Origin of the sequence: Rhodoligotrophos sp. CJ14, from assembly GCF_038811545.1 — a bacterium.
GTDB lineage: Bacteria > Pseudomonadota > Alphaproteobacteria > Rhizobiales > Im1 > Rhodoligotrophos > Rhodoligotrophos ferricapiens.
Genome location: NZ_CP133319.1, coordinates 590,150 through 612,916 on the forward strand (window position 1 = coordinate 590,150; position 22,767 = coordinate 612,916).

General features: G+C 62.7%; 19 protein-coding genes. 9 read left to right on the top strand and 10 right to left on the bottom strand.

Annotation, left to right across the window (positions count from 1 at the left end; genetic code table 11):
- The first annotated feature begins 43 nt into the window (after positions 1–43).
- Entirely contained in the window at positions 44–1,087 is a 1,044-nt protein-coding gene (locus tag RCF49_RS02680) for a hypothetical protein (protein ID WP_342642505.1), read from the top strand.
- 34 nt (positions 1,088–1,121) lie between these two features.
- Here the strand turns inward: RCF49_RS02680 and RCF49_RS02685 are convergent, their stop codons facing one another.
- The 10 genes from RCF49_RS02685 to RCF49_RS02730 all read right to left on the bottom strand — a co-directional run bounded on the left by RCF49_RS02685 (position 1,122) and on the right by RCF49_RS02730 (position 10,980).
- Complete coding sequence (locus RCF49_RS02685) at positions 1,122–1,814, bottom strand: glutathione S-transferase N-terminal domain-containing protein (protein ID WP_342642506.1); 693 nt, start codon at positions 1,812–1,814, stop codon at positions 1,122–1,124.
- Between the two features lie 5 nt (positions 1,815–1,819).
- Positions 1,820–2,002, bottom strand: a complete 183-nt coding sequence (locus RCF49_RS02690; RefSeq protein WP_342642507.1) for a DUF1737 domain-containing protein — start codon at positions 2,000–2,002, stop codon at positions 1,820–1,822.
- Between the two features lie 89 nt (positions 2,003–2,091).
- Entirely contained in the window at positions 2,092–2,541 is a 450-nt protein-coding gene (locus tag RCF49_RS02695; RefSeq protein ID WP_342642508.1) for a DNA polymerase III subunit chi, read from the bottom strand.
- 13 nt (positions 2,542–2,554) lie between these two features.
- Positions 2,555–4,054 carry a leucyl aminopeptidase gene (locus tag RCF49_RS02700; RefSeq protein ID WP_342642509.1) on the bottom strand — a complete coding sequence of 500 codons (1,500 nt, stop codon included), beginning with the start codon at positions 4,052–4,054 and terminating at the stop codon, positions 2,555–2,557.
- A gap of 224 nt (positions 4,055–4,278) precedes the next feature.
- Positions 4,279–5,697: an FAD-binding oxidoreductase gene (locus tag RCF49_RS02705; protein WP_342642510.1), complete on the bottom strand. Its 1,419-nt coding sequence runs from the start codon at positions 5,695–5,697 to the stop codon at positions 4,279–4,281.
- The gene (locus RCF49_RS02710) at positions 5,694–6,938 is read right to left on the bottom strand and encodes a Zn-dependent hydrolase (protein WP_342642511.1); all 1,245 of its coding nucleotides are present in this window, start codon (positions 6,936–6,938) and stop codon (positions 5,694–5,696) included. Before RCF49_RS02710 ends, RCF49_RS02705 begins: the two co-directional genes overlap by 4 nt.
- On the bottom strand, positions 6,935–7,732 hold the full coding sequence (locus RCF49_RS02715) for an ABC transporter permease (RefSeq protein WP_342642512.1): 798 nt from the start codon (positions 7,730–7,732) through the stop codon (positions 6,935–6,937). The genes RCF49_RS02710 and RCF49_RS02715 overlap by 4 nt, the downstream gene beginning before the upstream one ends.
- 3 nt (positions 7,733–7,735) lie before the next feature.
- Positions 7,736–8,566 carry an ABC transporter permease gene (locus RCF49_RS02720; RefSeq protein ID WP_342642513.1) on the bottom strand — a complete coding sequence of 277 codons (831 nt, stop codon included), beginning with the start codon at positions 8,564–8,566 and terminating at the stop codon, positions 7,736–7,738.
- 137 nt (positions 8,567–8,703) lie between these two features.
- A complete protein-coding gene (locus tag RCF49_RS02725; RefSeq protein ID WP_342642514.1) occupies positions 8,704–9,816 on the bottom strand; it encodes an ABC transporter substrate-binding protein in 1,113 nt (370 codons plus the stop codon).
- A 69-nt stretch (positions 9,817–9,885) separates the two neighbouring features.
- The gene (locus RCF49_RS02730) at positions 9,886–10,980 is read right to left on the bottom strand and encodes an ABC transporter ATP-binding protein (protein ID WP_342642515.1); all 1,095 of its coding nucleotides are present in this window, start codon (positions 10,978–10,980) and stop codon (positions 9,886–9,888) included.
- 422 nt (positions 10,981–11,402) lie between these two features.
- Between RCF49_RS02730 and RCF49_RS02735 the strand changes: the two genes are divergently transcribed.
- From RCF49_RS02735 to RCF49_RS02770, 8 genes are all read left to right on the top strand, one after another.
- Complete coding sequence (locus RCF49_RS02735) at positions 11,403–13,814, top strand: LPS-assembly protein LptD (RefSeq protein WP_342642516.1); 2,412 nt, start codon at positions 11,403–11,405, stop codon at positions 13,812–13,814.
- Between the two features lie 111 nt (positions 13,815–13,925).
- Positions 13,926–14,933 (top strand): SurA N-terminal domain-containing protein, encoded by a 1,008-nt coding sequence (locus RCF49_RS02740; protein ID WP_342642517.1) that lies wholly within the window; start codon positions 13,926–13,928, stop codon positions 14,931–14,933.
- Positions 14,930–16,075: a 4-hydroxythreonine-4-phosphate dehydrogenase PdxA gene (pdxA, locus tag RCF49_RS02745; RefSeq protein WP_342642518.1), complete on the top strand. Its 1,146-nt coding sequence runs from the start codon at positions 14,930–14,932 to the stop codon at positions 16,073–16,075. Before RCF49_RS02740 ends, pdxA begins: the two co-directional genes overlap by 4 nt.
- Positions 16,072–16,920 (top strand): 16S rRNA (adenine(1518)-N(6)/adenine(1519)-N(6))-dimethyltransferase RsmA, encoded by an 849-nt coding sequence (gene rsmA / locus RCF49_RS02750; protein WP_342642519.1) that lies wholly within the window; start codon positions 16,072–16,074, stop codon positions 16,918–16,920. The genes pdxA and rsmA overlap by 4 nt, the downstream gene beginning before the upstream one ends.
- A gap of 216 nt (positions 16,921–17,136) precedes the next feature.
- A complete protein-coding gene (locus tag RCF49_RS02755) occupies positions 17,137–17,970 on the top strand; it encodes an IclR family transcriptional regulator (RefSeq protein ID WP_342642520.1) in 834 nt (277 codons plus the stop codon).
- Positions 17,967–20,033: a hydantoinase/oxoprolinase family protein gene (locus RCF49_RS02760; protein ID WP_342642521.1), complete on the top strand. Its 2,067-nt coding sequence runs from the start codon at positions 17,967–17,969 to the stop codon at positions 20,031–20,033. The genes RCF49_RS02755 and RCF49_RS02760 overlap by 4 nt, the downstream gene beginning before the upstream one ends.
- Before the next feature lie 4 nt (positions 20,034–20,037).
- On the top strand, positions 20,038–21,591 hold the full coding sequence (locus RCF49_RS02765) for a hydantoinase B/oxoprolinase family protein (RefSeq protein ID WP_342642522.1): 1,554 nt from the start codon (positions 20,038–20,040) through the stop codon (positions 21,589–21,591).
- 29 nt (positions 21,592–21,620) lie between these two features.
- A complete protein-coding gene (locus RCF49_RS02770) occupies positions 21,621–22,766 on the top strand; it encodes an ABC transporter substrate-binding protein (protein WP_342642523.1) in 1,146 nt (381 codons plus the stop codon).
- Position 22,767 lies beyond the last annotated feature (1 nt).

Sequence of the window (22,767 nt, forward strand, 5' to 3'; positions counted from 1 at the left end):
TACATTGCTGCCATTTTCATCTCTATATTGGCTGGACAGCACCATGAAAAGATTTTATCTGCCGATCTCGCTTGCCGCTCTTTTTCAATGGTCATCATCGGTCATGGCCGCTGACCTTGGCCCTGCCCCCGAATTGCCGGTCTATACGCCCCCGCCATCGACCATCTATTTCACGGCTGGGGGCGGATATCAGTACCTGATGGGTGAGAAGATATATGGGATTTTTGATGCCCCCACCTCCACGAACCACTGGTTTCCGAAGGACCAGGATGGCTGGTTTGGCAATGTCGCCATCGGCTGGAAATCGGGGGATCCCAACGCTGCGATCGGTCAAGCCGAGCTCTACGGAAGAGTTCACGATACCAGCAAGACTGAGAACTGGAGCGGTGGCACCCTTCTGATGGATGTCAGGCACCACGGAGTACCAGCGGGTACGAACGTCCCGCAAGCCACCGATTCGAAGCTCACACATGCCGAGGCGGATAGGGATCATCGTCTGATCGAGGTGGGCGCGCGCTTCAAGAGCGCAGCACCGGGCGTGGCAGGCTTTGCCTTCGGCCTTGAGCCTTTTGCCGCGAATTTTACGCAGGACTACCTGACGACCGCCTGGGGGCCAGGCGTAGGGAACCAAACCGGCGCCAACGCCCCCAGGTCAGCCTTCCGAAGTGCGGAGATCGATGCCTGGATCGGAGGGGCGAGCGTCTCGGCGGAAGCCTCCATGCCCCTTCATGACAGCGCCTACGCTCTGGTCCGCGCCTCTGCCGGTGTCTATGGCGTATCGGCACAAGGCCGCTATGCGTTCAGCAGTATTCCGGCCGGTGTTGCAGCCAATGCCCCAGCCACCCAGACAGCCTTCGCCGACTCACGCTCAGGGATCGGCGGGCGCTTCGGCGGAGAGATCCGCTTGGTGCAGCAATTGGCCCCCGGCATCAACATCGCAGCGGTCGCGGGGGCTGATTACTGGACGAAGCTCCCCGGCGCCATAATGACTGTCGGGAATAATTCCGGCCCGGATACGCGCACAGGCTGGAACGACCTTATCCTGGTCAATGCCGGGCTGGAGCTCACCTTTGAGTTCGGCTCTTAAAGCGAGCCCCGGCAGCGAGAATACCATCGCCACCTCATGCCGGCCCCGCGGCCGGCATGGCTCGGGCCATGCCCTCAAAGAGGTCGAGGCAGCGCTCGAACCAGGGCGCGAGCGGATCATCCGCCGCAATGAGCATCCTGGGGCTCACCACCCGCGCCCATTGCAGGGTGCCCGCTAGAATATAATCGGCATAGTCAGGCCGCTCGCCCCCGAGCCAGAGCTGCTGGCTCAAGCCATAGTGATACGGCCGCAGCAGGGCGCGAAATGCAGCAATCTTGGCCTCCACATCACCTGCCGCCTGCTCCAAGGGACCAACGCGCTTTTCCCGCGTCTCGCGGAAATAGGCCTTGTCCTCAGGCTTCACCCGTCCATAGATATCGGCGACCAGGAGCGGCACCATCGCCGGTATCAGCATCTGGTTCGTCCAGGCCTCCATGAATTTGTACGCCGCCTTGTGCTGCCCACCCGGCCCGAACAGCGGCGCCTCCGGATAGGTCGCATCGAGATATTCGGCGATGTCCCAGCTCTCCCGCAGGTGCCGGCCATTGTCATCGAGGATCGGCACCAGCCGATAGGAACCGTCCACCGCTTTCGGGATATCGGTGAAGGCGAGCCCCCGGGTCTCGAACGCGAGCCCCTTATGGGCGAGCGCGAAACGCGTGCGCCAGCAATAGGGGCTGAACCGCTCGTCCCCCGCCCCCGCCAGTTCATAAAGGATCCGTGCCATCGTACTCACCGCGCGCTCGGCACATGGGCGAGGATCACCGCTTGCGCACAGACCACGCGCTGACCATCGAAGGTGATGGAGGGCGATCCGAACAGCACATAGCCCTCGTCCAGCGCCTTCGAGACCTTCTCGCAAAAGCTCCGGTCATCGGGACCGGTCAGCAGCCGATATGCCAGTTTTTCCGCCATCTTTCCCCCAGTGGGTCCATGCAGATTGATCCATAAGCCCAGCCAACGAGGCTATCCGTTCGCGACGATGGCGACGTCCGCAGGGCGGGTCAAGCCTTCCGCTCCCACGCGCCGCTCGCCGATTGCTGCCAATAGGTCACCTCGTGTCCCGCCGCCTTCATGGCCTTCCACTGGGCCCGGGCCATGGCGAGCGCGTCTTCATCCCGCCCGTCGAACAGATAGACCGCGCGCCCATAGATGCTCACGTCGCTCGCGACCGCCCCATCGACCAGGAAGCGCACCTCCGCCCCGTTCGGTCGATCATCCCCGTCCGTCAGCCAGATGGGCTGTCGCTCGGCAAACCCATCGCGCGCGCTGCCATGGGGAAGAAACGCGCCTTCCGCATAGGTCCACAGATGCGCGTTCAGCGCCTCGACCCGTTCGGGGCTGCCCGCCTGCACCACCGCCCGCCAGCCGCGCTCCAAGGTCTTGCCCAGCAGCACCGGCAAGACCTGCTCCAAGCTCTGCCGCTCCAGATGGTAGAACAGCACTTCGGTCATATCGGCGCTTTCGCTATTCCTCGTAATGCGCCGCGATCAGCCGGTTGAGCAGCCGCACGCCCCAGCCCGAACCGAAATGCTGGCTCAGCGCATTCTTGTTCGCGTCCATGCCCGTACCGGCGATGTCAAGATGCGCCCAGGGCACGTCATTGACGAACCGCTGCAGGAACTGCGCCGCGGTGATCGAGCCGGCATTGCGCCCGCCCACATTCTTCATGTCAGCGAAATCACTGTCGATCAGTTTGTCATATTCAGGTCCGAGCGGCATCCGCCAGACCTTCTCCCCGGTCTCGAGCCCGACCGCCGCCAGCCGTTCCGCAAGCTCGTCATTGTTCGAGAACAGGCCGGCATGTTCCTTGCCGAGCGCCACCAGGATGGCGCCGGTGAGCGTAGCAAGATCGATCATGAAGCGCGGCTTGAACCGCTCCTGAGTGTACCAGAGCGCATCCGCCAGCACGAGCCGGCCTTCCGCATCCGTATTCTGGACCTCGATCGTCTGTCCCGACATGGAGGTGAGAATGTCGCCCGGCCGATAGGCGCTGCCATCGGGCATGTTCTCGACGAGCCCGATCACCCCGACCGCATTGACCTTCGCCTTGCGGGCGGCCAGCGCGTGCATGAGGCCGACCACGCAGGCCGATCCCGCCATGTCGCCCTTCATGTCCTGCATGCCGGCGCCCGGCTTGATCGAGATGCCGCCCGTGTCGAAGATGACGCCTTTGCCGACAATGGCAACCGGCGCGGCCGTCTTGGCGCCGCCCTGCCAGCTCATCACCACCAGCCGGCTTTCTCGGCTCGAGCCCTGACCCACTGCCAACAGCGCACCCATGCCAAGCGCGGTCATGGCCTTTTCGTCCAGCACCTCGACCTTGACGCCGAGCTCGGCAAGTTCCTCGACGCGCTTGGCATAGGAGGCCGGGAACAGGACATTCGGTGGCTCATTCACCAGATCGCGCGCGAGATGCACGCCATCCGCCACGGCAAACAGCGGTGTGGCCGCAGCCTTCGCCGCATCAGCATCCTCAACCATGACCGTGAGGCTGCGCGGCAATTTCTTCTCGCCGCCATTATCCTCCTTCTTCTTGGTCTTGTATTTGTCGAAGGAATAGGTCCGCAGCTTGGCCCCCGAGGCTATGGCGGCCGCCGCTTCGGCCAGCGGCAATTTCGCGCCCTCCGCCAATTCAACAGCGATCGCTGCCTCTTTGGCTTTGCCCGATTGCAGCGCTCCGGCAATGGCACCTCCGAGCAGCTCGAGCTCCAGCGGCTTGAGGTCCTGAGGCTTGCCGATGCCGGCCACGATGACCCGGTCGATCTCGAGGCCTGAAGGCGCCAGGATATCGAGCAGCTTGTCGCGCTTGCCATCGAAGCCTGCCGCCTTCATGGCCCGGCTGATTGTCCCCGCGCTTTCCGCGTCCAGCGATGAGCCGAAGCTTGCAAGTCCCGCCCCTTCACTGGCCAGAACGACAAGCGTACCTGTCTTGGGCCGCGCGGGCTTGGCGAATTTGATCTTCATGCCGGGATCATCCTGTGAGGCTAGAACAATTTCGAGCGAAGTGGATACCGGTTCTTCCTGCAAAGAAAGTGCGAGCGGCAGACAAAGGCTAGAGTGGCTTACCGCGGCTCACTGGAAAGCGAGACCCCGCACGGCCCGCAAACACCTTTACCTCTATCGCCTCACCGGCTCACATTCAATGCGTGAGCGCACATACCTGCCTTGCCGCAGCCAAACCTTCTGGTTCAACCCAACACCTTGCCAGGATTGAGAATGCCCTTCGGATCGAGCGTGGACTTGAGCGCGCGCATGACCGCAATTTCGGCAGGCGTGCGCGAATGTCCGAGCCATTCCCGCTTGCTGAGGCCTATGCCATGCTCGGCCGAGACCGCACCGCCCAATTCACCCACGATGCCATAGACGATGGCCTCGGCCTTGGGCTTGAGCACTGCATCGGGCACGCCAAGGCCCACATGCAGATTGCCATCGCCCATATGGCCGTAGATATGAAGCCCGGTATGCTCAGGAATCTCGCGCGCGACCGCTTCAGTGAGCGCGCGCCCGAACGTCTCCATCACATCGACCCCAAGCGAGACATCGAACCCGGCCAGAATCGGGCATATACGCTTCTCCGCCTCGAAATCCTCGCGAATGCGCCAGAACTCGAGCCGTTCCCGGCCCGATTGCGCAATCGCTGCATCAACCGCCGCATGCTCTCCCTCGAGCGCGCAGGCGATCAGATGCTCGAACCGCTCGCGATCCTGAGCTTCATTGAAGCCCTCCGCCTCGCAAAGCACATAATAGGGATGGCCCCGTCCCACAGGCGCGCGCATCCCGCCCTCGCCCGTATTGAGGTGGTAGAAGCTGCCCCACAACACTTCGAACGAGGAGAGCGTGCCCGCAAGCTCCCGCGAGAGGTGCCGCAGCAATGGCGGGATCGCGGCGAACTCATTGAAGGCCAGGAATGCCGTATTGGTGCTCACCGGCAGAGGCACGAGCCTCAGGCTTGCGGCGGTGATGATGCCGAGCGTGCCCTCCGAGCCGATGAACAGCTGCTTCAGGTCATACCCCGTATTGTCCTTGGCATAGGGGATCAGGTGTCGCAGCACCGTGCCATCCGCCAGCACCACTTCGAGCCCGAGCACCTGGGCCCGCGTTGATCCATAGCGCAAAACCTGGATCCCGCCGGCATTCATGGCAAGCGCCCCGCCGATCATCGCGCTGCCCCGGGCACCGAAATCGAGCCCGAACCGGAAGCCCCGTGCCTGCGCGGCTTCCTGCACCCGCTGCACGATGGCGCCCGCCTCGACAACCATCGAGGCCGAGGCATCATCGATCTCGCCGATGCGGTTCATACGCTCGAGCGACAACAGGATCTCGTCCGGCCCGGCCTGGGTTGCGCGCACCAGATTGGTGCGGCCCCCTTCCGGTATCACCGGCTGGCCTGCCTCATGGCAAAGCCGCATGATGCGCGAGACTTCATCCGTTGAGCCTGGACGCACCAGGGCGAGCGCGGCGGTCTGCTCCGGCGTCCAGGCGTCGACCGCCCGCCCTTGCAGCGCATCCCGTGCAAGCACGTTGGATGCACCGACTATGGTGGCAATCTCGGCGAGCAGCGCCGATTTGTTAGCGCCAGCTTGCGACACTTGTGCAGACCCGGTCATTCCCCGACGATACCGGCCTGATCCAGCAAGGCATGGAGCAGCACGTCCGCCCCGGCCTTGCAGGCCTCGGGCGATGAATATTCCGCCTCATTGTGGCTGATGCCGTTCTGGGAGGTCACGAAGATCATCGAGGTTGGCACCACGCGGGCCACATAGACGCTGTCATGGCCGGCCCCTGAGAACAGCTTGCGCGTGGCATAGCCGCAAGTCTGCGCCGCAGTCTCGACCGAGGCAATGCAGGCCTCGTCAAAGGCCACGGGCGGCGAATTCCAGATGCGCTCGACCGTGATGTCGAGATTATGGGCATCGCCTGCCTTGCGTGCGATCTCACGCATGGCCTGCTCCATCCCATCGAGCACCTCATCCTGTGGATGACGCAGATCGACCGTGAAGGAAACGACACCTGGAACCGTGTTGCGCGAGCCCGGCTGCGCCTTGAGGTCGCCGACCGTGAAGCGCATCCATTCGCCCTGCTCGGCCGCGGCCTTATAGCAGCCCGCAAGCACCTCGTGCAGGCCGCGCACTGGATCACGGCGTCGGTCCATCGGCGTGGGGCCTGCATGGACCTCATCGCCCTTGATGATCACGTCATACCAGCGGATGCCCTGAACGCCCGTCACGACGCCAACCGGCAACCCCTCCCGTTCGAGAATCGGGCCCTGCTCGATATGGACCTCGAAGCTTGCCTTCCAGTCGCGCCCGCCAACCGGCAGCGCGCCCTTATACCCGATCCGCTCGAGTTCTTGCCCAAGCGTTGCGCCGGACTTGTCGGTGAAGCCATAGGCCTCGTCCAGCGAGAAGGCACCCGCATAAACCCCGGATGACACCATGGCGGGCGCGAAGCGAGCACCTTCCTCATTGGTCCAATTCACGATCTCGATCGGATAATCCGTCTCGATCCCCGCATCATTCATCGTCTCGACCGCTTCGAGTGCGGCAAGCACCCCGAGCGCCCCATCGAACTTGCCGCCTGTGGGCTGGCTGTCGAGATGTGAGCCCGCCATGATCGCGGGCCCCGCCCGCCGGCCCTTGCGACGGGCGAACATATTGCCCATGGCATCGACCTCGACGGTCATGCCGGCGGCCCGGCACCACTCCGCGAAGAGATCGCGGGCCCGCTTGTCCTCGTCCGACAAGGTCAGCCGGCACACCCCCCCTTTCGGGGTCGCGCCGATCTCGGCCATTTCCATCAGGCGGTTCCACAGCCGCTCGCCATTCACCCTGAGATTTCGTCCGGTCATCTATGTTGCTCTTCTTCCCGACGTGCCTGCACGATCATGCGAATGACGATTGCCGAGACCGTGATCGCGATCAAAAGCACCGATACCGCAGCAATGACCGGATCTATGTTGTCGCGCAAGCCCGACCAGATCCGGCGCGGCAGAGTGATCACCTCGAAGGAGGTGACGAACAGGGTGACCGCGATCTCCTCCCAGGAGAGGATGAAGGAGAGGAACGCCGCGGAAACGACCCCCAGCTTGATGTTGGGCAACAGCACCAGGAAGGTCGTCTGCCAGATTGACGCACCGAGATTGCGCGCCGCAAGCTCGATCCGTCGGTCGACCTGGCTGAGCGCCACCAGAACGGTTACCACCGCATAGGGCACCGCCACCACCACATGGGCGATCACCACGCCCGGCAGCGTGTCATAGAGATTGATGCCGGTCTCGAAGAAATAGAGCACGAGCGCCGAGATGATCGGCGGAACTGCCATGGGCAGCATGACGAAGCCCACCAATACGGCCGTAAAGGGCGGCCGCCTGTACCAGATGCCGAGGCTGAACAGCACCGCCAGCACGGTTGAGATCACCGCGCAGGCTATGGCGATCGTGAGGCTCGTGCCGATGCTGCCCAACCATTCCGGACTTTGCGTCAGCGCCTGGTAGTGGCGCAGCGACCAGTCCCCATCGGGCATCGACAGGAATCGCTTGCCCGTGAACGAGACCGGGATCACGGCGATGAGCGGCAGGAGCAGGAACAGCATCGCGAGATAGGCGATCGACGCGCTGATCGGACCTGGGGATTGCCCTCTCATCGCCTATCGCACCAGCCGCTCGATGCGGGTGACCTTGAGCAGCACCCACATCATGATCGACACGAAGACCAGCAGCACCACGGAAAGGGCCGCGCCAAGCCCCCAATTTGCGGTCTGCGACATCTGCAGGAACACGTATTCCGCAATCATCACCACGCGTCCGCCCCCGAGGATCGCCGGCGTGATGAAAAAGCCCAGGGCGAAAATGAAGACGATGAAGAAGGCGCCGACCACTCCCGGCATCGAGAGCGGCAGGAACACCTCGACGAATCGTCGGATCGGGCCAGCCCCGAGCCCGCGCGCTGCCGCCAGCACGCGCCCATCGATCTGGCGCATGACCCCGACGAGGGGAAAGATGGCGAAGGGCACCATGAAATGCACCATGCCGATCACCACCCCGAGCTCGTTCCGCACCAGGACCAAGGGGTCGCTGATCAGCCCGAGCCCCGTCAGCCAGTCATTGAGAAGCCCGCGCGGCCGCAGGATGATGAGCCAGCCGAAGGCGCGGATCAGCACCGAGATCCAGAAGGGGATCAGCACGCAGATCTCGATGAACCGCTGCCGCCACGGCGGCCCGAACACCCAGTGATATGAAATGATATAGGCGATCACCACCGACAGCGCGGTGACCATCAGGCAGATCCGCAATGTGCGCAGCAGAATGCCGTGAATGGCGGGATCGGTCGCGATCTGCACGTAATTGCCGATCCCCGGTGTGGGATCTGTGAAGCTCCACTGAAAGATGCCGAGCAACGGAATGAGATAGGCCGCAATGAGCAGAAGCGGCAGCGGTGCAATGAACACGCACCATTCGATGAGTCGTCGCCTGTTCACGCTGGGTTATCTCGAGATGGCTGGATGCTCAGCGCCGAAGCGCGTTTGAGCTGGGTGGCAAACACCTGAAGCCTGCACGCCGGACCGGCATCTCTCGCACCGATCCGGCGGTCATTTCTTCAGAGGCCACTTGGCGCTCAGGTGGAGATCAGCGTGAGGAACTTATCCAGCGTGGCCGAATAGTTCTCCACATACCATTTCTGATCGAGCTTGTGCTGCACCTTCACGAATTCCGGCTGGGTGCAATCGAACCGCTTGAGCTCTTCCGGCACCATCGCGGCAGCCTTCGGATTGGCCGGGCTGTTGCCAAGCAGCTCCAGCAGCTTCACCTGGCGCTCCGGATCCTGGGCGCTGGCGATGAAGGCATTGGCCGCGTCCGGCCCAGCCGGGTTCTTGGCCATGATCGCCCAGCAGGATGGGCCAAGGAAGCCTTCATTGAACCCATATGTGATGCTGCCATCCGTATCCTGATCGATGAGCTTGGCGCGGGTGTTCCACAACAGCCCCATCGAGGCTTCGCCATCGAGCATCAGCTGCTGGCTTTCCGCACCTGAGCCCCAGAAGGACGCTATGTTCGGAAGGAAAGCCTTGATCTTCGCGAAGGCGCGATCGACATCCAGCGGATACAGATCCTGCGGCTTCACACCATCGGCGAGCAACGCGGCCTCGAGATTGCCCACCATCCACTTATACATGGTCCGCTTGCCCGGGAACTTCTCCACGTCGAAAAAGTCCGTCCAGGTCTTCGGCGGATTATCTCCGTATTTCTCTTTGTCGTAGATCAGCACATAGCTGAGGTAATAGGCGGCCACCGCATAGTCGTTCCAGCCGCCCTCCAGGATGTTCTCCTTTTTGACGACATTGAAGTCGATCTTCTGGAGGAACCCCTTCCGGCCAAGCGTCTCGGCGGAGAAGATATCGGCATCCACCACGTCCCACGACACCTTCCCGCTTTCAACCTGCGCCTGGATCGCGCCTTCGGTCGGGCCCGCGCCGTCGATCTTCACGCTATAGCCGGATTCAGCAGAGAAGGGCTTGGCAAATGCCTCATCGAAGGCCTTGATCGCATCCCCACCCCAGTTCACGAGCACGAACTGCTTTTCCTGGGCAGAAAGCACTCCCGATTTCATCGCGAGCGGCAGCGCACCGATGAGTGCAAGCCCTTTCAGGAAATCGCGCCGGTCGATTTCGCCACGCTCATGCCTGAGCTTTAGGATCTCGAAGCAGTCTTTTTGGAACAGTCCATTCATTTCGCATCTCCCCTGGAACTTGTTGTCCCATTCGCGACGGTTGTCCCGTTCTCATCCTGCCAGTTCCCGTCATGCACCTCTTGGCAGGACCATGCCCCGTTCCGGAGCCCAGGCGAGCCAGACGGCCTCGCCCTGATCAAAAGCATCGCGCGACCAGGTTTCCGCCGGCACAGTGAGAAACAGCTGCCGGTCCGCCTGACCCTTCACGGGATCGAGTGTGAGCGCCACGGTCGCACCGTGGTATGCGATCCCGGTCACCCTGGCCTCGATCGCATTAGCTCCCTCCGCCAAGCCTCTGGCGGATTTGACGAGTGTCACATGCTCTGGGCGCACGCCGAGGACGACGTTGCCATCTGAGATCGTGCCGGGCGCCTTAAGCACCTTGTCGCCAAAGCCGCCCGCCACCATCCCATCTGACGCTGAGGGCGACGTCAAGGGGAACAGATTGATTTGGCCCAAGAACTCCGCCACGAACAACGAGCCGGGCCTGGTATAGACCTCTTCCGGTGCGCCGATCTGCTCGAGCCTGCCATGATTGAAGATGGCGATGCGGCTCGACATGGCGAGCGCTTCCGACTGGTCGTGGGTCACGAAGACGAAGGTGGTACGCACCTCCCGATGGATGCGCTGCAGCTCGATCTGAAGCTGCTCGCGCAGGTTTTTATCCAGCGCCGAGAGCGGCTCATCCAGAAGCAGGAGATCAGGCGAGAAGACGAGCGCGCGCGCAAGTGCAACCCGTTGCTGCTGGCCACCGGACAACTGGGCCGGCCGCTTATTCGCATGGGCGCTGAGCCCGACGATCTCCAAGGCCTGAGCCACCCGTGCCTTTTGCTCGGCGGCAGCCACTTTGCGCACCCGCAACGGGAAAGCCACATTGCGCTCGACCGTCATATGCGGAAACAGAGCATAACCCTGGAAGACCATCCCGAAATTGCGCTCCTCTGCCGGACGTCCGGTAAGATCCGTCCCACCCTGCAGAAGCTTGCCGGAGCTTGGCGTCTCGAACCCCGCCAGAATGTTGAGAAAGGTGGTCTTGCCTGAACCGGACGGCCCGAGGAGGGTTAGAAACTCTCCCCTCTCGATCCCGATATTGATATGGTCGAGGGCCGTGAAATGCCCGAAGCGCTTGGTAATGTCGATTGCCTGGACCTGTACGTCCGCCATCGGAATCCCCCGCCTCGCCCCTATTTGCCGTACCGTTGACGGCGTCATGTTCCGTGAATGGCGCCGAAGGCTAGCCCGGAGCTGCCGAGCCGACAACGGGAAATCTGCACCTTTCCGTGCCCATGGCTACCGGCCAGCGCGGATGCCGCTAACGATTTCTTTTGGGGGACCTGTAAAGCTTGGGTTCTCAGATAGGCTGTTCGTTGCCCCTATCGAGCCAGCTGTTTTTTCTGGTCTTCGGCGCGACTGTCGAGCTACAAAGGCGGATGATCGGCGGTCCCCCGAGGAGGCGTAAGAAAAAATTTACAATGCTTTCAGCCTGTTGCTGACGAGCCCTCAGTTTTTGAATCGAGTGTTGTGGTCGGGCCCGAGATCACCGTACGGGAACGGTGAGGGAACGATCGAGAGTGTGAAGAGGGGGGATGGAGAACCGAAGGGGAAAGGCGTTGATCGGTCATGCCGAGCATGGGCCGCGGACGGCAGGGCGGATGCACTTGTGGCGTCACGGTGTCTGCTTGTCCGGCATGCTGGCCATAGGTCTGGGAATGGCCGCACCGCTCCGGGCTCAGGAGGGCAATCCGCCGATCGTCTCCAGCGACCTGACGGATGTGCGCAACCTCTTCGGCCATGAGGACGAGATCAAGCTCGGCGACATGGAAGGCCGGGAGGGACGGCCTGTGCGCCCGCAGCTGCATGCGCTCCCCGAGGGTACGCCAGTCGAGGTATTCCCGGACCGGATTGTCTATGACAGCAGGACGGGCATCGCGACAGCGATTGGCAATGTGCGGCTCACCTACGGACCCTATGTGCTCAACGCGAGCCGGGTCGTCTATGATCCGCGGCGCGACCGGCTTGAGGCCAATGGAAATGTGGTGTTCCGCGAGCCTGGCGGTAATGTTCTGCTTGCCGATTCAATCGGGTTGCAGAATCGTCTCCGTGAGGGCTTTGCGCGCCATCTGCAGCTGCTTTTGACCAACAACGCCACCCTGACCGCGGAATATGCCACCCGCCGTGAAGGCAATATCACCATTTACGACCGCACCGCCTATACCGCCTGCCAGACCTGCACGACCCGGGACGGCAAGCCGGTCTGGCAGATCAAGGCGGCCCAGTCGATCCACGATCAGAACAAGCGCACAATCACTCATAAAGAGGCAGCCTTCGAGCTGTTCGGGCTGACGATCGGTCCCCTGCCCTTTGATATTTCGATGGCCGATCCGACCCTTGAGCGCAAATCGGGCTTCCTGACCCCGCGCGTTGTCACATCCGATGATGTGGGCTTCGGCGTCGAGATTCCCTATTTCTGGGCATTGGCACCCAATTATGACGTGACCTTCCTGCCCGTGCTCACCACCAAGCAGGGCCCCCTGGGCCGGGCCCAGTGGCGCCATCGCCTGGCCAATGGCGAATACTATATAGACGGCGCTGGCATCTACCAGCTCGATACCGACATCCCATCGCCGGGTGATCGCCACTTCCGTGGCTTCATTCGCTCCGCCGGGCGCTTCGAGCTGAACAAGAACTGGCACTGGGGATGGGATGGTACCATCACCACCGACCAGACCTTCATGCGCCGTTATGACATCGACGACCGCACCGATCTCGTCAGCCAGATCTATATGGAAGGGCTGGATGATCGGAATTATTTCCGCGCGACCACCTATAATTTCCAAGGCCTGCTGAAGACCGATAAGAAGAGATACACGCCCTATCTTGTCCCGCAGATCTTGCAGGACTACACGTTGGACACGCCGGTTCTCGGTGGTCAGCTCGGCATCACCAACAATTTCTACAGCCTCCATCGCAAGGACCCGACCATACCCTTCCCGATGGTCGAGCAGGCGGAAGATGCAACGCGCCTGGTGAGCGAGGTCGAATGGAAGCGGCGCATGGTCTCCGATTTCGGCTTCGTGACGACGCCCTTCACGGTGATGCGCGCCGACGTGTTCAGGGTGCGCGACCTCCCGGTTTATGAGGCCGCGGCCGGCCGCTTTCCATCGGATCTGATCGAGGATGAAACCACTGCTCGGCTTCTGCCGACCGCCGGTCTCGATCTCAGGATGCCATTCGTGCGCTCTGACGGCTGGGCGCAGCATGTCTTCACGCCCATCGCCCAGATCATCACCGCACCCAACGAGACAGATCTCGATGACATCTCGAACGAGGATGCGATTACGCTCAATCTGGATCAGACCAATCTCTTCCTGAGCGACCGCTTCACCGGATACGACCGTTTCGAAGGCGGCACCCGTGCCAATCTCGGCTTCAACTACTCGCTGCTGTTCCCGAATGGCGGCTTCGTCAAGGCAACGCTTGGCCAGAGCTTCCATTTGGCGGGCCGCAACAGCTTCCAGCACGGCTCTGGGCTCGAAGGCTCGTCATCGGATGTGATCGCGGCGCTCCAGGTGCAGCCCAACAAGCATCTCACCGGCACCTATCTCGCGCGCTTCGATGATGAAAGCCTCGAGATGAATGCGCAGGAAATTGGGCTCGCCGCCACTGTCGACCGCCTCACTGCCGCCGTAAACTACTCTGATGTTGCGGCAGCCCCTCTCTACGGGCGGCCGGATGATGTCGAGCAGATCTGGGCATCCGGTGCCATGAGGGTCTGGGAGAATTGGCGCCTCTTCGGGGGCTTCCGCTATGATCTCGCGAATGACCGACAGGTCAGGAATGTGATAGGCATTGGATGGGATTGCGACTGCATGTCGGTGAGCCTCGCCTATGCCGAGGATTTTACCCGAGATCGTGATGTCGATCAGGAGCGCTCTATTATACTATCGGTGTCGTTCCGGACCTTGGGTGCAGTGAGGGGTAGTATCGGAATTGACTGATCACCGTGCATGAGGCGCGGCAGATCGGATTGAGCTCCGAATTTCAGGCAGCCTCTGATGGTTGAAGTCATTGGTTGAGGCGCCGACAAACGATTCAGTGCGAAGAGTGAAATGCGCAACGGTTCCAACAGCAAAATATGCCTGCACCGGAAGTGGCGGTTTTCGGGTGCGGTGATCGCCATTCTGCTCGCCTTGCCGGTACTCGGCCTGCTGCAGAGCGAGGCAAGCGCGCAGCAATCGGTCGTGGTGACGGTGAACGACCGTCCGATCACCAACTACGATATCGATCAGCGGATGCGCATGAACGAGATCATTGGATTTCGCACCCGTGCCGCGGGAAAGGCCGCGCGCAAAGAGGTGCTTGAGGAGCTGATCGACGAAGTCCTCAAGGTGCAGGAGGCCAAACGCGTCAAGATCACCATCAGCCCGAAGGAAGTCGACGAGACCCTCAAGGGAATGGCCAGCCGCGCCGGTGATTCGGTCGACTCCTGGGCTGCCCAGCTGAAGAAGCACCGCATCGACATGTCGACCCTCAGGCAGCGTGTCGAGGCGAACCTCGCCTGGAACCGGATTATCGCCGCCCGTTACAACATCAACACAAACATCGAATCAGCCTTGGTCGATCAGCGGCTCAAGGCCATCAAATCGGATCCGAGCCGTCAGCCGCGCACCATTTACCTTCTGCAAGAGATCAGAATGCCGATCGACACGGCGGGCGGTGCCGCCGCCGACCAGCTGCTTTATGCGCGTTTCGTCGAAGCGCAGCAGGTGATCCAGCGCTACAAGGGCTGCGACAGCGTCCGCGAGGCGACCCGTGGCGTCTTCAATGTGCAGGTGCGCCCGACTGTGCCGGTGCCGCCGGAGAACCTGCCGCCGCAGCTCAAGGAGGCGCTCGACAAGGTCGGCGTCAACAAGATCCTTGGACCAAGCCGCGCCAAGGAAGGCATTCAGCTCATCGGCTTCTGCGGCAAGCAGAGTGTCGCGCCGCCCGAGGTCAGCCGCGATCAGGTGGAGAATATGCTCCTCAACGAGCGTATCGGCCTCTATACCGAGCGCTATGTCCGCGAGCTGCGTCGCAACGCCTTCATCGATTACAAGGACACGTCCTACAGCCAATGAACCCGCAGAAACTGGAAGGCGCGGGGGAAAGCATGGGGCCTGAAGCATTGTCGAGCGAAGCGGATACCGCTCCGCCCGAAGAAAATGCGAATATTGAGGAGGAAGGCTCGCGCGCCGGAGAAACGCAACCGGGCTCAAGCCGGCAGCTCCTGGCACTCACCATTGGCGAGCCGGCCGGCATCGGCCCCGACATCGCGCTGATGGCTTGGCAACGGCGCGAGCTCGGCAGGTTTCTCCCCTTCGTTCTGCTCGGACAGCTGTCGGTGATCGCCGACCGGGCGACGGCCCTCGGCATCAGCATTCCCCTGCGCGAGATTGCCGATCCCAGCGAGGCGCTCGACATTTTCCCCAATGCCCTTCCCGTGCTGCCCGTGGCCGCAGAAATCGCCGTCATCCCCGGTGAGCCCTCGCCAAGCGCGAGCGCGCTGGTCATCGAGGCGATCCGCAAGGCGGTCGATTTGACCCTCGCCGGAGAGACGACGGCCGTCGTCACCAACCCGATCGCCAAGCACGTGCTCTATGAGGCTGGCTTCACCCATCCCGGCCATACGGAATTTCTCGAGACGCTTGCGCGCGAGCACGGCCATCATGCCCGGAGCGTCATGATGCTCACCGCAGCCGGCCTGCGCACGGTTCCCGTCACCATCCATATTCCGCTCAAGGATGTGCCGACGCGCCTCTCGCAACAGCTCATTATCGAGCAGGCCCGCATCGTTGCCCGCGACCTGACACGCTGGTTCGGCCTTGCCGGTCCCCGCATCGCCATCTGCGGCCTCAACCCTCACGCGGGAGAGCAGGGCACTTTGGGCCGCGAGGACGAAGAGATCATTGCCCCGGCCGTGAATGCTTTGCGCAGCGAAGGGTTCGAGGTGACCGGCCCCCTGCCCGCGGACACCCTGTTCCACGAGGAGGCACGGCAGAGTTATGACGTGGTGCTCGGCATGTATCACGACCAGGCGCTGATCCCGGTGAAGATGCTTGGCTTCCACGAAGGTGTGAACTGCACCCTCGGCCTGCCCTTCATTCGCACCTCTCCCGACCACGGCACCGCCTTCGCGCTTGCCGGCACCGGTCGTGCGAACCCGTCGAGCCTCGTCGCAGCCTTGGCGCTGGCAAGCCAGATGGCGGCCGCGCAAACGTGATCGCGCTCGATGACCTTCCGCCCCTGCGCGAGGTGATCGCCCGCCATGGGCTTGCCGCACGCAAGGCACTTGGCCAGAACTTCCTGCTCGACCTCAATTTGACCCGTCGCATTGCCCGCTCCGGTGGACCGCTCTCCGGTCACGTGGTGATCGAGATCGGCCCGGGCCCTGGCGGCCTGACCCGTGCTTTGCTGCTCGAGGGCGCCGACGAGGTGATCGCCATTGAACGCGATCCCCGCTGCCTGCCTGCGCTTGCTGAAATTGCCGCTGCCGCCGAAGGCCGCCTGACCGTGATCGAGGGCGATGCGCTCGATGTGGATATGGCAGCCCTTATTGCGAGCCGGCCCGCCCGCATCATCGCCAATCTTCCCTATAACGTTGCAACGCCGCTCCTCGTCGGCTGGCTGCAAACCGACCCCTGGCCGCCCTGGTACAGATCGATGACGCTGATGTTCCAGCGCGAGGTGGCCGAGCGGATCGTCGCGCCGCCAGGTGGTAAGGCTTATGGCCGCCTTGCGGTGCTTGCCCAGTGGCGGACTGAGCCGCGCATTCTGTTCGACATCGCACCGCGCGCCTTCACACCACCGCCCAAGGTGACCTCCAGCGTGGTTCAATTCGAGCCCCGTCACAATCCCCTGCCCTGCGATAAGCGTGCGCTGGAGCGCGTGGTGGCGGCCGCCTTCGGCCAGCGGCGCAAGATGCTGCGCTCAAGCCTGCAAGCCCTGGGAACTGATCCCGCTCCCCTGCTTGAAGAGATTGGCATCGCGCCCACCGAACGGGCGGAACGCGTCTCGGTGGCGCAATTCTGCGCCCTCGCCCAGGCCCTGGAGCGCATGCGCGGCTGACCCGCCCACGTGGCCCTGCAATGCCCTGAGCAAAACCAGAGCATGATGGTGCCCGCGCGTCATCACCGGGCCTGACCCGGTGATCCAGATCCTGCGCTGGCGATCCCTTTGACCCGCTTTAATGTTCGTGGCTTGACAAGGTCCTGACCCCGGTCCTAGTGTTTCCAATGTTGAAACTCTGTTTCAAATAATAAAACAACGACACTTGGAAGCGCTGTGAAGGACAATCGTGCAATTCACCTACGGGCCGATGATGCGCCGGGCTTGCCCGAGCCGCGCAACGACGCCGGTACGGGCACGCTCGACCTTGCCTTGCGCATCGTAGAATTCTTGACCCAGCAGCCTCAGGCGACCCCTCTCACCGCGATCGCCCGGCATTTCGGCGCCTCCAAAGCCACCGTCTACAGGCATCTCAATACCCTGGTGCGTCATGGCTTCGCCCGCCGCGACCCCGATACGGGCCGCTATGAGGTCGGTGTGAAGCTGATGGTGCTGGGCGAGGCTGCCCGCAGCCGCCTCGATGTGATGAAAGCATCCCGCGACGAGCTTATCCGTCTGCGCGACGCCTCGGGGCAGGCCGTGACCATCTGCAAAGCCATCGACGATGAGGTGGTCGTCCTCGATCTGATCCAGGGCCAGACGGTAATCGAATTCGGCACTCGGCCCGGCACCCGCTTGCCCACCTACGCCAGCGCCCATGGCAAGATCTGGCTCGCCTTCGGACCAAAGGCGCTGCTCGCTCGCACCCTTGACGCCCAGCGCAAGGCTCTGACGCCCCAGACCCTGGTTGATCCCTCCGCGCTCACCACCGAGATTGATCTTGTGCGTGAACGCGGCTGGTCCACCGCCCCCAATGAGGTGGTGACCGGGGTCAACGCGCTGGCCGCCCCGATTTTCGACCATCGCGGCGAGCTCGCCGGCTCGCTGGCGATTGTCGGCTTCACCCAATTCATTCCCGAACAACCCAACCCGCGCCAGGTGGAGCAGGTGGTGGAGACCGCCCGCCGCATCTCGCGCAGCCTCGGCGGAACGCTCGGCTGGAGACAATGATGACCTACTCGCTTGCCGTCGATATCGGCGGAACCTTTACTGATATCGTGCTGCGCAATTCCGATGGCCGGCTGGTGGTGGACAAGACCCTCACCACCCACAACGATCTGCTCGAAGGCTTCTTTCGCGGCATCGGCTCTGTGCTGGACAAGGCCGGACTTGGCCCCGATGCGGTGAATGGCGTGGTGGTACACGCAACCACCGTCGTCACCAACGCCCTGATCGAGCGCAAAGGCCTGCCCACCGCCCTCGTGACCACCGAAGGTTTCCGTGACGTGCTCTTCATCCGCAATGAGCACCGTTACGAGATGTATGATCCGCAGATCGAGTTCCCCGAGCCCCTGGTGCCCCGCGAGCTGACCTTCGGTGTGGCCGAGCGTATCGCAGCCGATGGACGGGTGCTGAAGGCACCCGACGATGAGGCGATCACGTCCCTTGGTGACTCGTTGGAAAAGGCCGGCGTGGCTGCGGTTGCCATCTGCTTCCTCAACAGCTTCGCCAATCCCGAGAACGAACAGAAGGTCGCCGAGGCCCTGAGCCGCCGGTTTCCGGACATGTTCATCTGCACCTCGTCCGACGTCGCTCCACAGATCCGCGAATATCACCGCGCCTCGACCGCGGCGGTGAACGCCTATGCCATGCCGATCTCCGAGCCTTACCTCAAGCGCCTGAGCGCGCGGCTGAAGACCGAGGGCTTTGCCAATTCACCGCTGATCATGCTGTCGTCCGGCGGCGTGGTCGGTGCTGACACCGCCGGCCGCAACCCCGTCCGCATGATTGAGAGTGGACCGGCAGCCGGGGCGCTTGCCGCCTGCCATTATGCGGAGATGCTCGGGATCGACCGGCTCATGTCCTTCGATATGGGCGGCACCACCGCCAAGGCCTGCCTCATCGAGAACCGCGAGCCCCTGGTCACCGGCCTCTTCGAGGTGGACCGCCGATACCGCTTCAAGGAAGGCTCGGGGCTCCCCGTGATCGTGCCCTCGATCGACATGATCGAGATCGGCGCCGGCGGCGGCTCGATTGCTCATGTGGATGGGCTTGGACTTCTGAAGGTTGGCCCGGAAAGCGCGGGCTCGAACCCGGGTCCTGCCTGCTATGGCCGTGGCGGCACGAACCCCACCGTGACGGATGCGGATCTCGTGCTGGGGCTGCTCGATGCTGACAACTTCCTTGGCGGCGACATGGCCCTTGATCTCAAGGCTGCACGCACCGCCATGCGCGCGCTCGCCGAAAAGCTCCAGCTTTCCGAAACCGAGGCCGCGCGCGGCATCTTCCGCGTCGTGACGGAGGCCATGGCCGCGGCTGCCCGCACCCATGCAACCGACCGTGGCGTCGACTATCGCGGCCTGCCGCTCTTTGCCTTTGGCGGCGCCGGCCCGGTGCATGCCTGTGAGGTTGCCATCCTCCTGCAAAGCACGTCCGTGATCATTCCGCCGCAATCGAGCGTGCTCTCCGCCTTCGGCACGCTGGTCACACCCGTGCGATTGGATCTCGTCCGCAGCGACCTCTGCAAGCTCGATGACATCGACTGGACCCGTGTCGACCGGGTGCTGAGCGAGATGATGGATGAGGCAGCGGCAGCTCTGGCCGAGGCCGGCTGCAAGCGGGCGGATATCACCGCCACATTCGCAGCCGACCTGCGCTATTTCGGCCAGCAGAACGAGGTGACCGTCACCTTTGCCGATGACCCGCGATCAGCGCGCGACGCAAACGCGATCGCCCAAGCCTTCGAGGCGGCCTATCACGGGCTTTACGGCGTCAATCCTAGCCACGTTCCCATCGAACTGGTGACCTGGCGGCTCACCGCCCGCGGACCTGTCGTTCCCTTCCATGCCGCAGGCCAGCCGCCCAGCAGCGAGGGCCGCCCCAAAGGCGAGCGGCTGGTTGAGGCCTGGAGCGATGGCGCCCGCGCGCCCGTCTATGACCGCCTGAGCCTCGCCGTGGGGCAGACCATTGCCGGCCCCGCCATCATCGAAGAGCGCGAGACCACCACCGTAATTCCCCCGAACTGGACCGCCACCATCGACAGCTATGGCTGCATCGTGGCGAGGAGAGCCTAAAGCCATGGACGGCGTTGAACTCGAAATCCTCTGGTCGAACCTGATTGCCATTGTGACCGAACGGTCCAAGGCCCTGCAGCGTATCGCCTTCAGCCCCATCGTGCGCGAGGCGGGAGACTTGGCCTGCGCCCTGTTCGACCGGCGCGGCCGCATGGTCGCCCAGGCCAACACCGGCACCCCCGGCCACATCAACTCTCTTGCCTTTGCCGGTGCCCATCTCGCCCGTATTTTCGGCAATGACATCGCGCCGGGTGATGTTCTGATCACCAATGATCCCTGGCTGTCGGCCGGGCATTTCTTCGATATCACCACGCTCACGCCGATCTTCGATGGCGACCGGCTGCTTGCCTATATCGGCTCGACGATCCACCACACCGATATTGGAGGCTATGGCATCGGTGCCGGCGCCCGCGATGTGCATGAGGAAGGCTTGTGGATCCCGCCGCTCAAGCTTTACGAGTGCGGCAAGCCCAACGCGGTGCTGCACGCCATGATCCGCCGCAACGTGCGCACGCCCGATGCGGTCTTCGGTGATCTTGCAGCCCAGGTCTCCTCGGGCCAGTCCGCAGCCGAGCATCTCATCACCATGTGCAAGCGCTATGGCCTCATCGATATCGAGGAACTGTCGGATGAGATCATCAACCGCTCCGAGGAGGTGACCCGCGCCGCGATCCGCAAGCTCAAATCCGGCACCTACCACGGCGAGAGCCAATTCGACGTGCCCGGCGGCGAGGTTATCACCCTGAAGACGGCGGTGACGGTGGACGCGGACAAGGGCGATATCACGGTTGATTTCACCGGATCATCGCCCCAGACCACCACCGGCATCAACGTGGTGCTGAACTATACGCACGCCTATTCGACCTTCGCCGTGCGCAGCTGCCTCAACCCGGAGCTGCCCAACAACACCGGGTCGCTTGCGCCCATCAAGGTTGTCGCGCCGGAAGGCTCGATCGTGAATTGTAAATATCCGGCCCCCGTCAATGCCCGCCACGTGGTGGGCATGTATGTGCCGATGCCGATCCTCAAGGCGCTCTACCATGTGATGCCGGACCGGGTGCTGGCGGAAGGCTCGGGTGCCGTCTGGACCATCCAGATCCAGGGCAAGCGCGCCGATGGCGAGGCTTTCACCTCTTCAATGTTCAACTATTCCGGCGGCATGGGCGCCCGCGCCGAAAAGCCTGGCCCCAGCGCCACCTGCTATCCCACGGGCGTGGCTGCGGTGCCGGTTGAGATCCTGGAAGCCGCAATGCCCATCCTGTTCGATCGCAAGGAGCTGCGGGACGGCTCTGGCGGTGCGGGCCGCACCCGTGGCGGCGACGGCCAGGTCATTCAGTTCCGTATGATGACCAAGGATCAGTGGCTGCTCAATGCGGTGCCGAGCCGGCTGAATGAGGGGCCGGATGGCATTGGCGGAGGTGCGGCCGGTGCCGCGGGCCGCTTCCTGGTCAATGGCAAGGATGTGAGCGAGGCGCGCAAGCTCACCATGAATCCTGACGACGTGGTCGTGCTGGAGACGCCGGGCGGCGGCGGCTATGGTGTACCGGCGGCAAGCTGACCGCCAATAAAAGGAGGGAGGACCGTTAAATGAAGAAGCGCTTATCCCATTTGGCCATTGCGGCAAGCCTGCTGGCGGCAGGCTTCGCAACCGGCCAGGTTCATGCCCAGGAACCCTATAAGATCGGCATTGCCGCCGGACTGACCGGTTATGCCGCAACCGTCGACCGTGCCTGGTCGGACGGCGTGAAGGTTGCTGCCGACGCGGTCAATGCCAAGGGCGGCGTGCTCGGCCACAAGCTCGAGGTGATCGTCGAGGACAACCGCTCCGAGCCTCAGGATGCGGTGACCGTCTATCGCAAGATGATCAGCTCGGATGAGGTGAACATCTTCATTTCCGGCTGTGTCTCCGCGGGCAACATGGCCGCGGCGCCCCAGGTCGTGCGCGCTGAAATCCCGATGGTCCTGTGCTCGATCCTGCCCAAGACCGAGAGCGACGTGAAATGGGCATTCTCGACCCTGCCGCCCGCGCGCTTCGAGATCGAGACGCGCCTGCAATATCTCAAGGACAAGACCAATATCCGCAAAGTGGGCGTGATGCACGACCCCTCGCCCTATGCCAACCTGCAGAAGGACGTTGCGGTCAAGATCGCCAAGGATTACGGCATCGAGCTCGTCGGCGTTGAGCAATACAAGACGAATGATGCCGATCTCAGCGTCATCATCTCCAAGATGGCCTCTGCCGGCGCCGGCGCCATCCTGAAGATCGGCCTTGGTGGCACCACGCTCACCGCCGCCAAGAACATCAAGCAGCTTGGCCTCGACATGCTCTTGCTCACGAGCCTCGAGGATCTCGAGGTGTTCCGCCCGGTGGCCGAGGTTCTCGGCGATAAGTTCTTCTTCGTCGCCTCCCCGTCTCAGGTCTATGACGCCCTGCCCGACAGCCCCCTGAAGACCGAGATCAACCGCTTCCTCGAGCCCTGGAAGAAGCAATATGGCGATCGTGATCCCAACTGGGCCGGCCGCGGCTGGGATGCGGTGATGCTGACCGTTGCCGCCATCGAGAAGGGCAATTCGATCGAAGGCCCGTCTGTGCGCGATAACCTGGAGAAGATCACCGGCTACCAGGGCACGACCGGCATCTACAATTTCTCGCCCGAGAACCATCAAGGCATCACCAAGAACCCCTTCGTGCTCGGCCAGATCATCGATGGCCAGGTTAAGATCGTGAACTGAG

Coding starts and splice junctions, on each gene's coding strand:
- RCF49_RS02680 (WP_342642505.1), top strand. CDS start 44: ATGAAAAGATTTTATCTGCCGATCTCGCTTGCCGCTCTTTTTCAATGG.
- RCF49_RS02685 (WP_342642506.1), bottom strand. CDS start 1,814: ATGGCACGGATCCTTTATGAACTGGCGGGGGCGGGGGACGAGCGGTTC.
- RCF49_RS02690 (WP_342642507.1), bottom strand. CDS start 2,002: ATGGCGGAAAAACTGGCATATCGGCTGCTGACCGGTCCCGATGACCGG.
- RCF49_RS02695 (WP_342642508.1), bottom strand. CDS start 2,541: ATGACCGAAGTGCTGTTCTACCATCTGGAGCGGCAGAGCTTGGAGCAG.
- RCF49_RS02700 (WP_342642509.1), bottom strand. CDS start 4,054: ATGAAGATCAAATTCGCCAAGCCCGCGCGGCCCAAGACAGGTACGCTT.
- RCF49_RS02705 (WP_342642510.1), bottom strand. CDS start 5,697: ATGACCGGGTCTGCACAAGTGTCGCAAGCTGGCGCTAACAAATCGGCG.
- RCF49_RS02710 (WP_342642511.1), bottom strand. CDS start 6,938: ATGACCGGACGAAATCTCAGGGTGAATGGCGAGCGGCTGTGGAACCGC.
- RCF49_RS02715 (WP_342642512.1), bottom strand. CDS start 7,732: ATGAGAGGGCAATCCCCAGGTCCGATCAGCGCGTCGATCGCCTATCTC.
- RCF49_RS02725 (WP_342642514.1), bottom strand. CDS start 9,816: ATGAATGGACTGTTCCAAAAAGACTGCTTCGAGATCCTAAAGCTCAGG.
- RCF49_RS02730 (WP_342642515.1), bottom strand. CDS start 10,980: ATGGCGGACGTACAGGTCCAGGCAATCGACATTACCAAGCGCTTCGGG.
- RCF49_RS02735 (WP_342642516.1), top strand. CDS start 11,403: ATGGAGAACCGAAGGGGAAAGGCGTTGATCGGTCATGCCGAGCATGGG.
- RCF49_RS02740 (WP_342642517.1), top strand. CDS start 13,926: ATGCGCAACGGTTCCAACAGCAAAATATGCCTGCACCGGAAGTGGCGG.
- pdxA (WP_342642518.1), top strand. CDS start 14,930: ATGAACCCGCAGAAACTGGAAGGCGCGGGGGAAAGCATGGGGCCTGAA.
- RCF49_RS02760 (WP_342642521.1), top strand. CDS start 17,967: ATGATGACCTACTCGCTTGCCGTCGATATCGGCGGAACCTTTACTGAT.
- RCF49_RS02765 (WP_342642522.1), top strand. CDS start 20,038: ATGGACGGCGTTGAACTCGAAATCCTCTGGTCGAACCTGATTGCCATT.
- RCF49_RS02770 (WP_342642523.1), top strand. CDS start 21,621: ATGAAGAAGCGCTTATCCCATTTGGCCATTGCGGCAAGCCTGCTGGCG.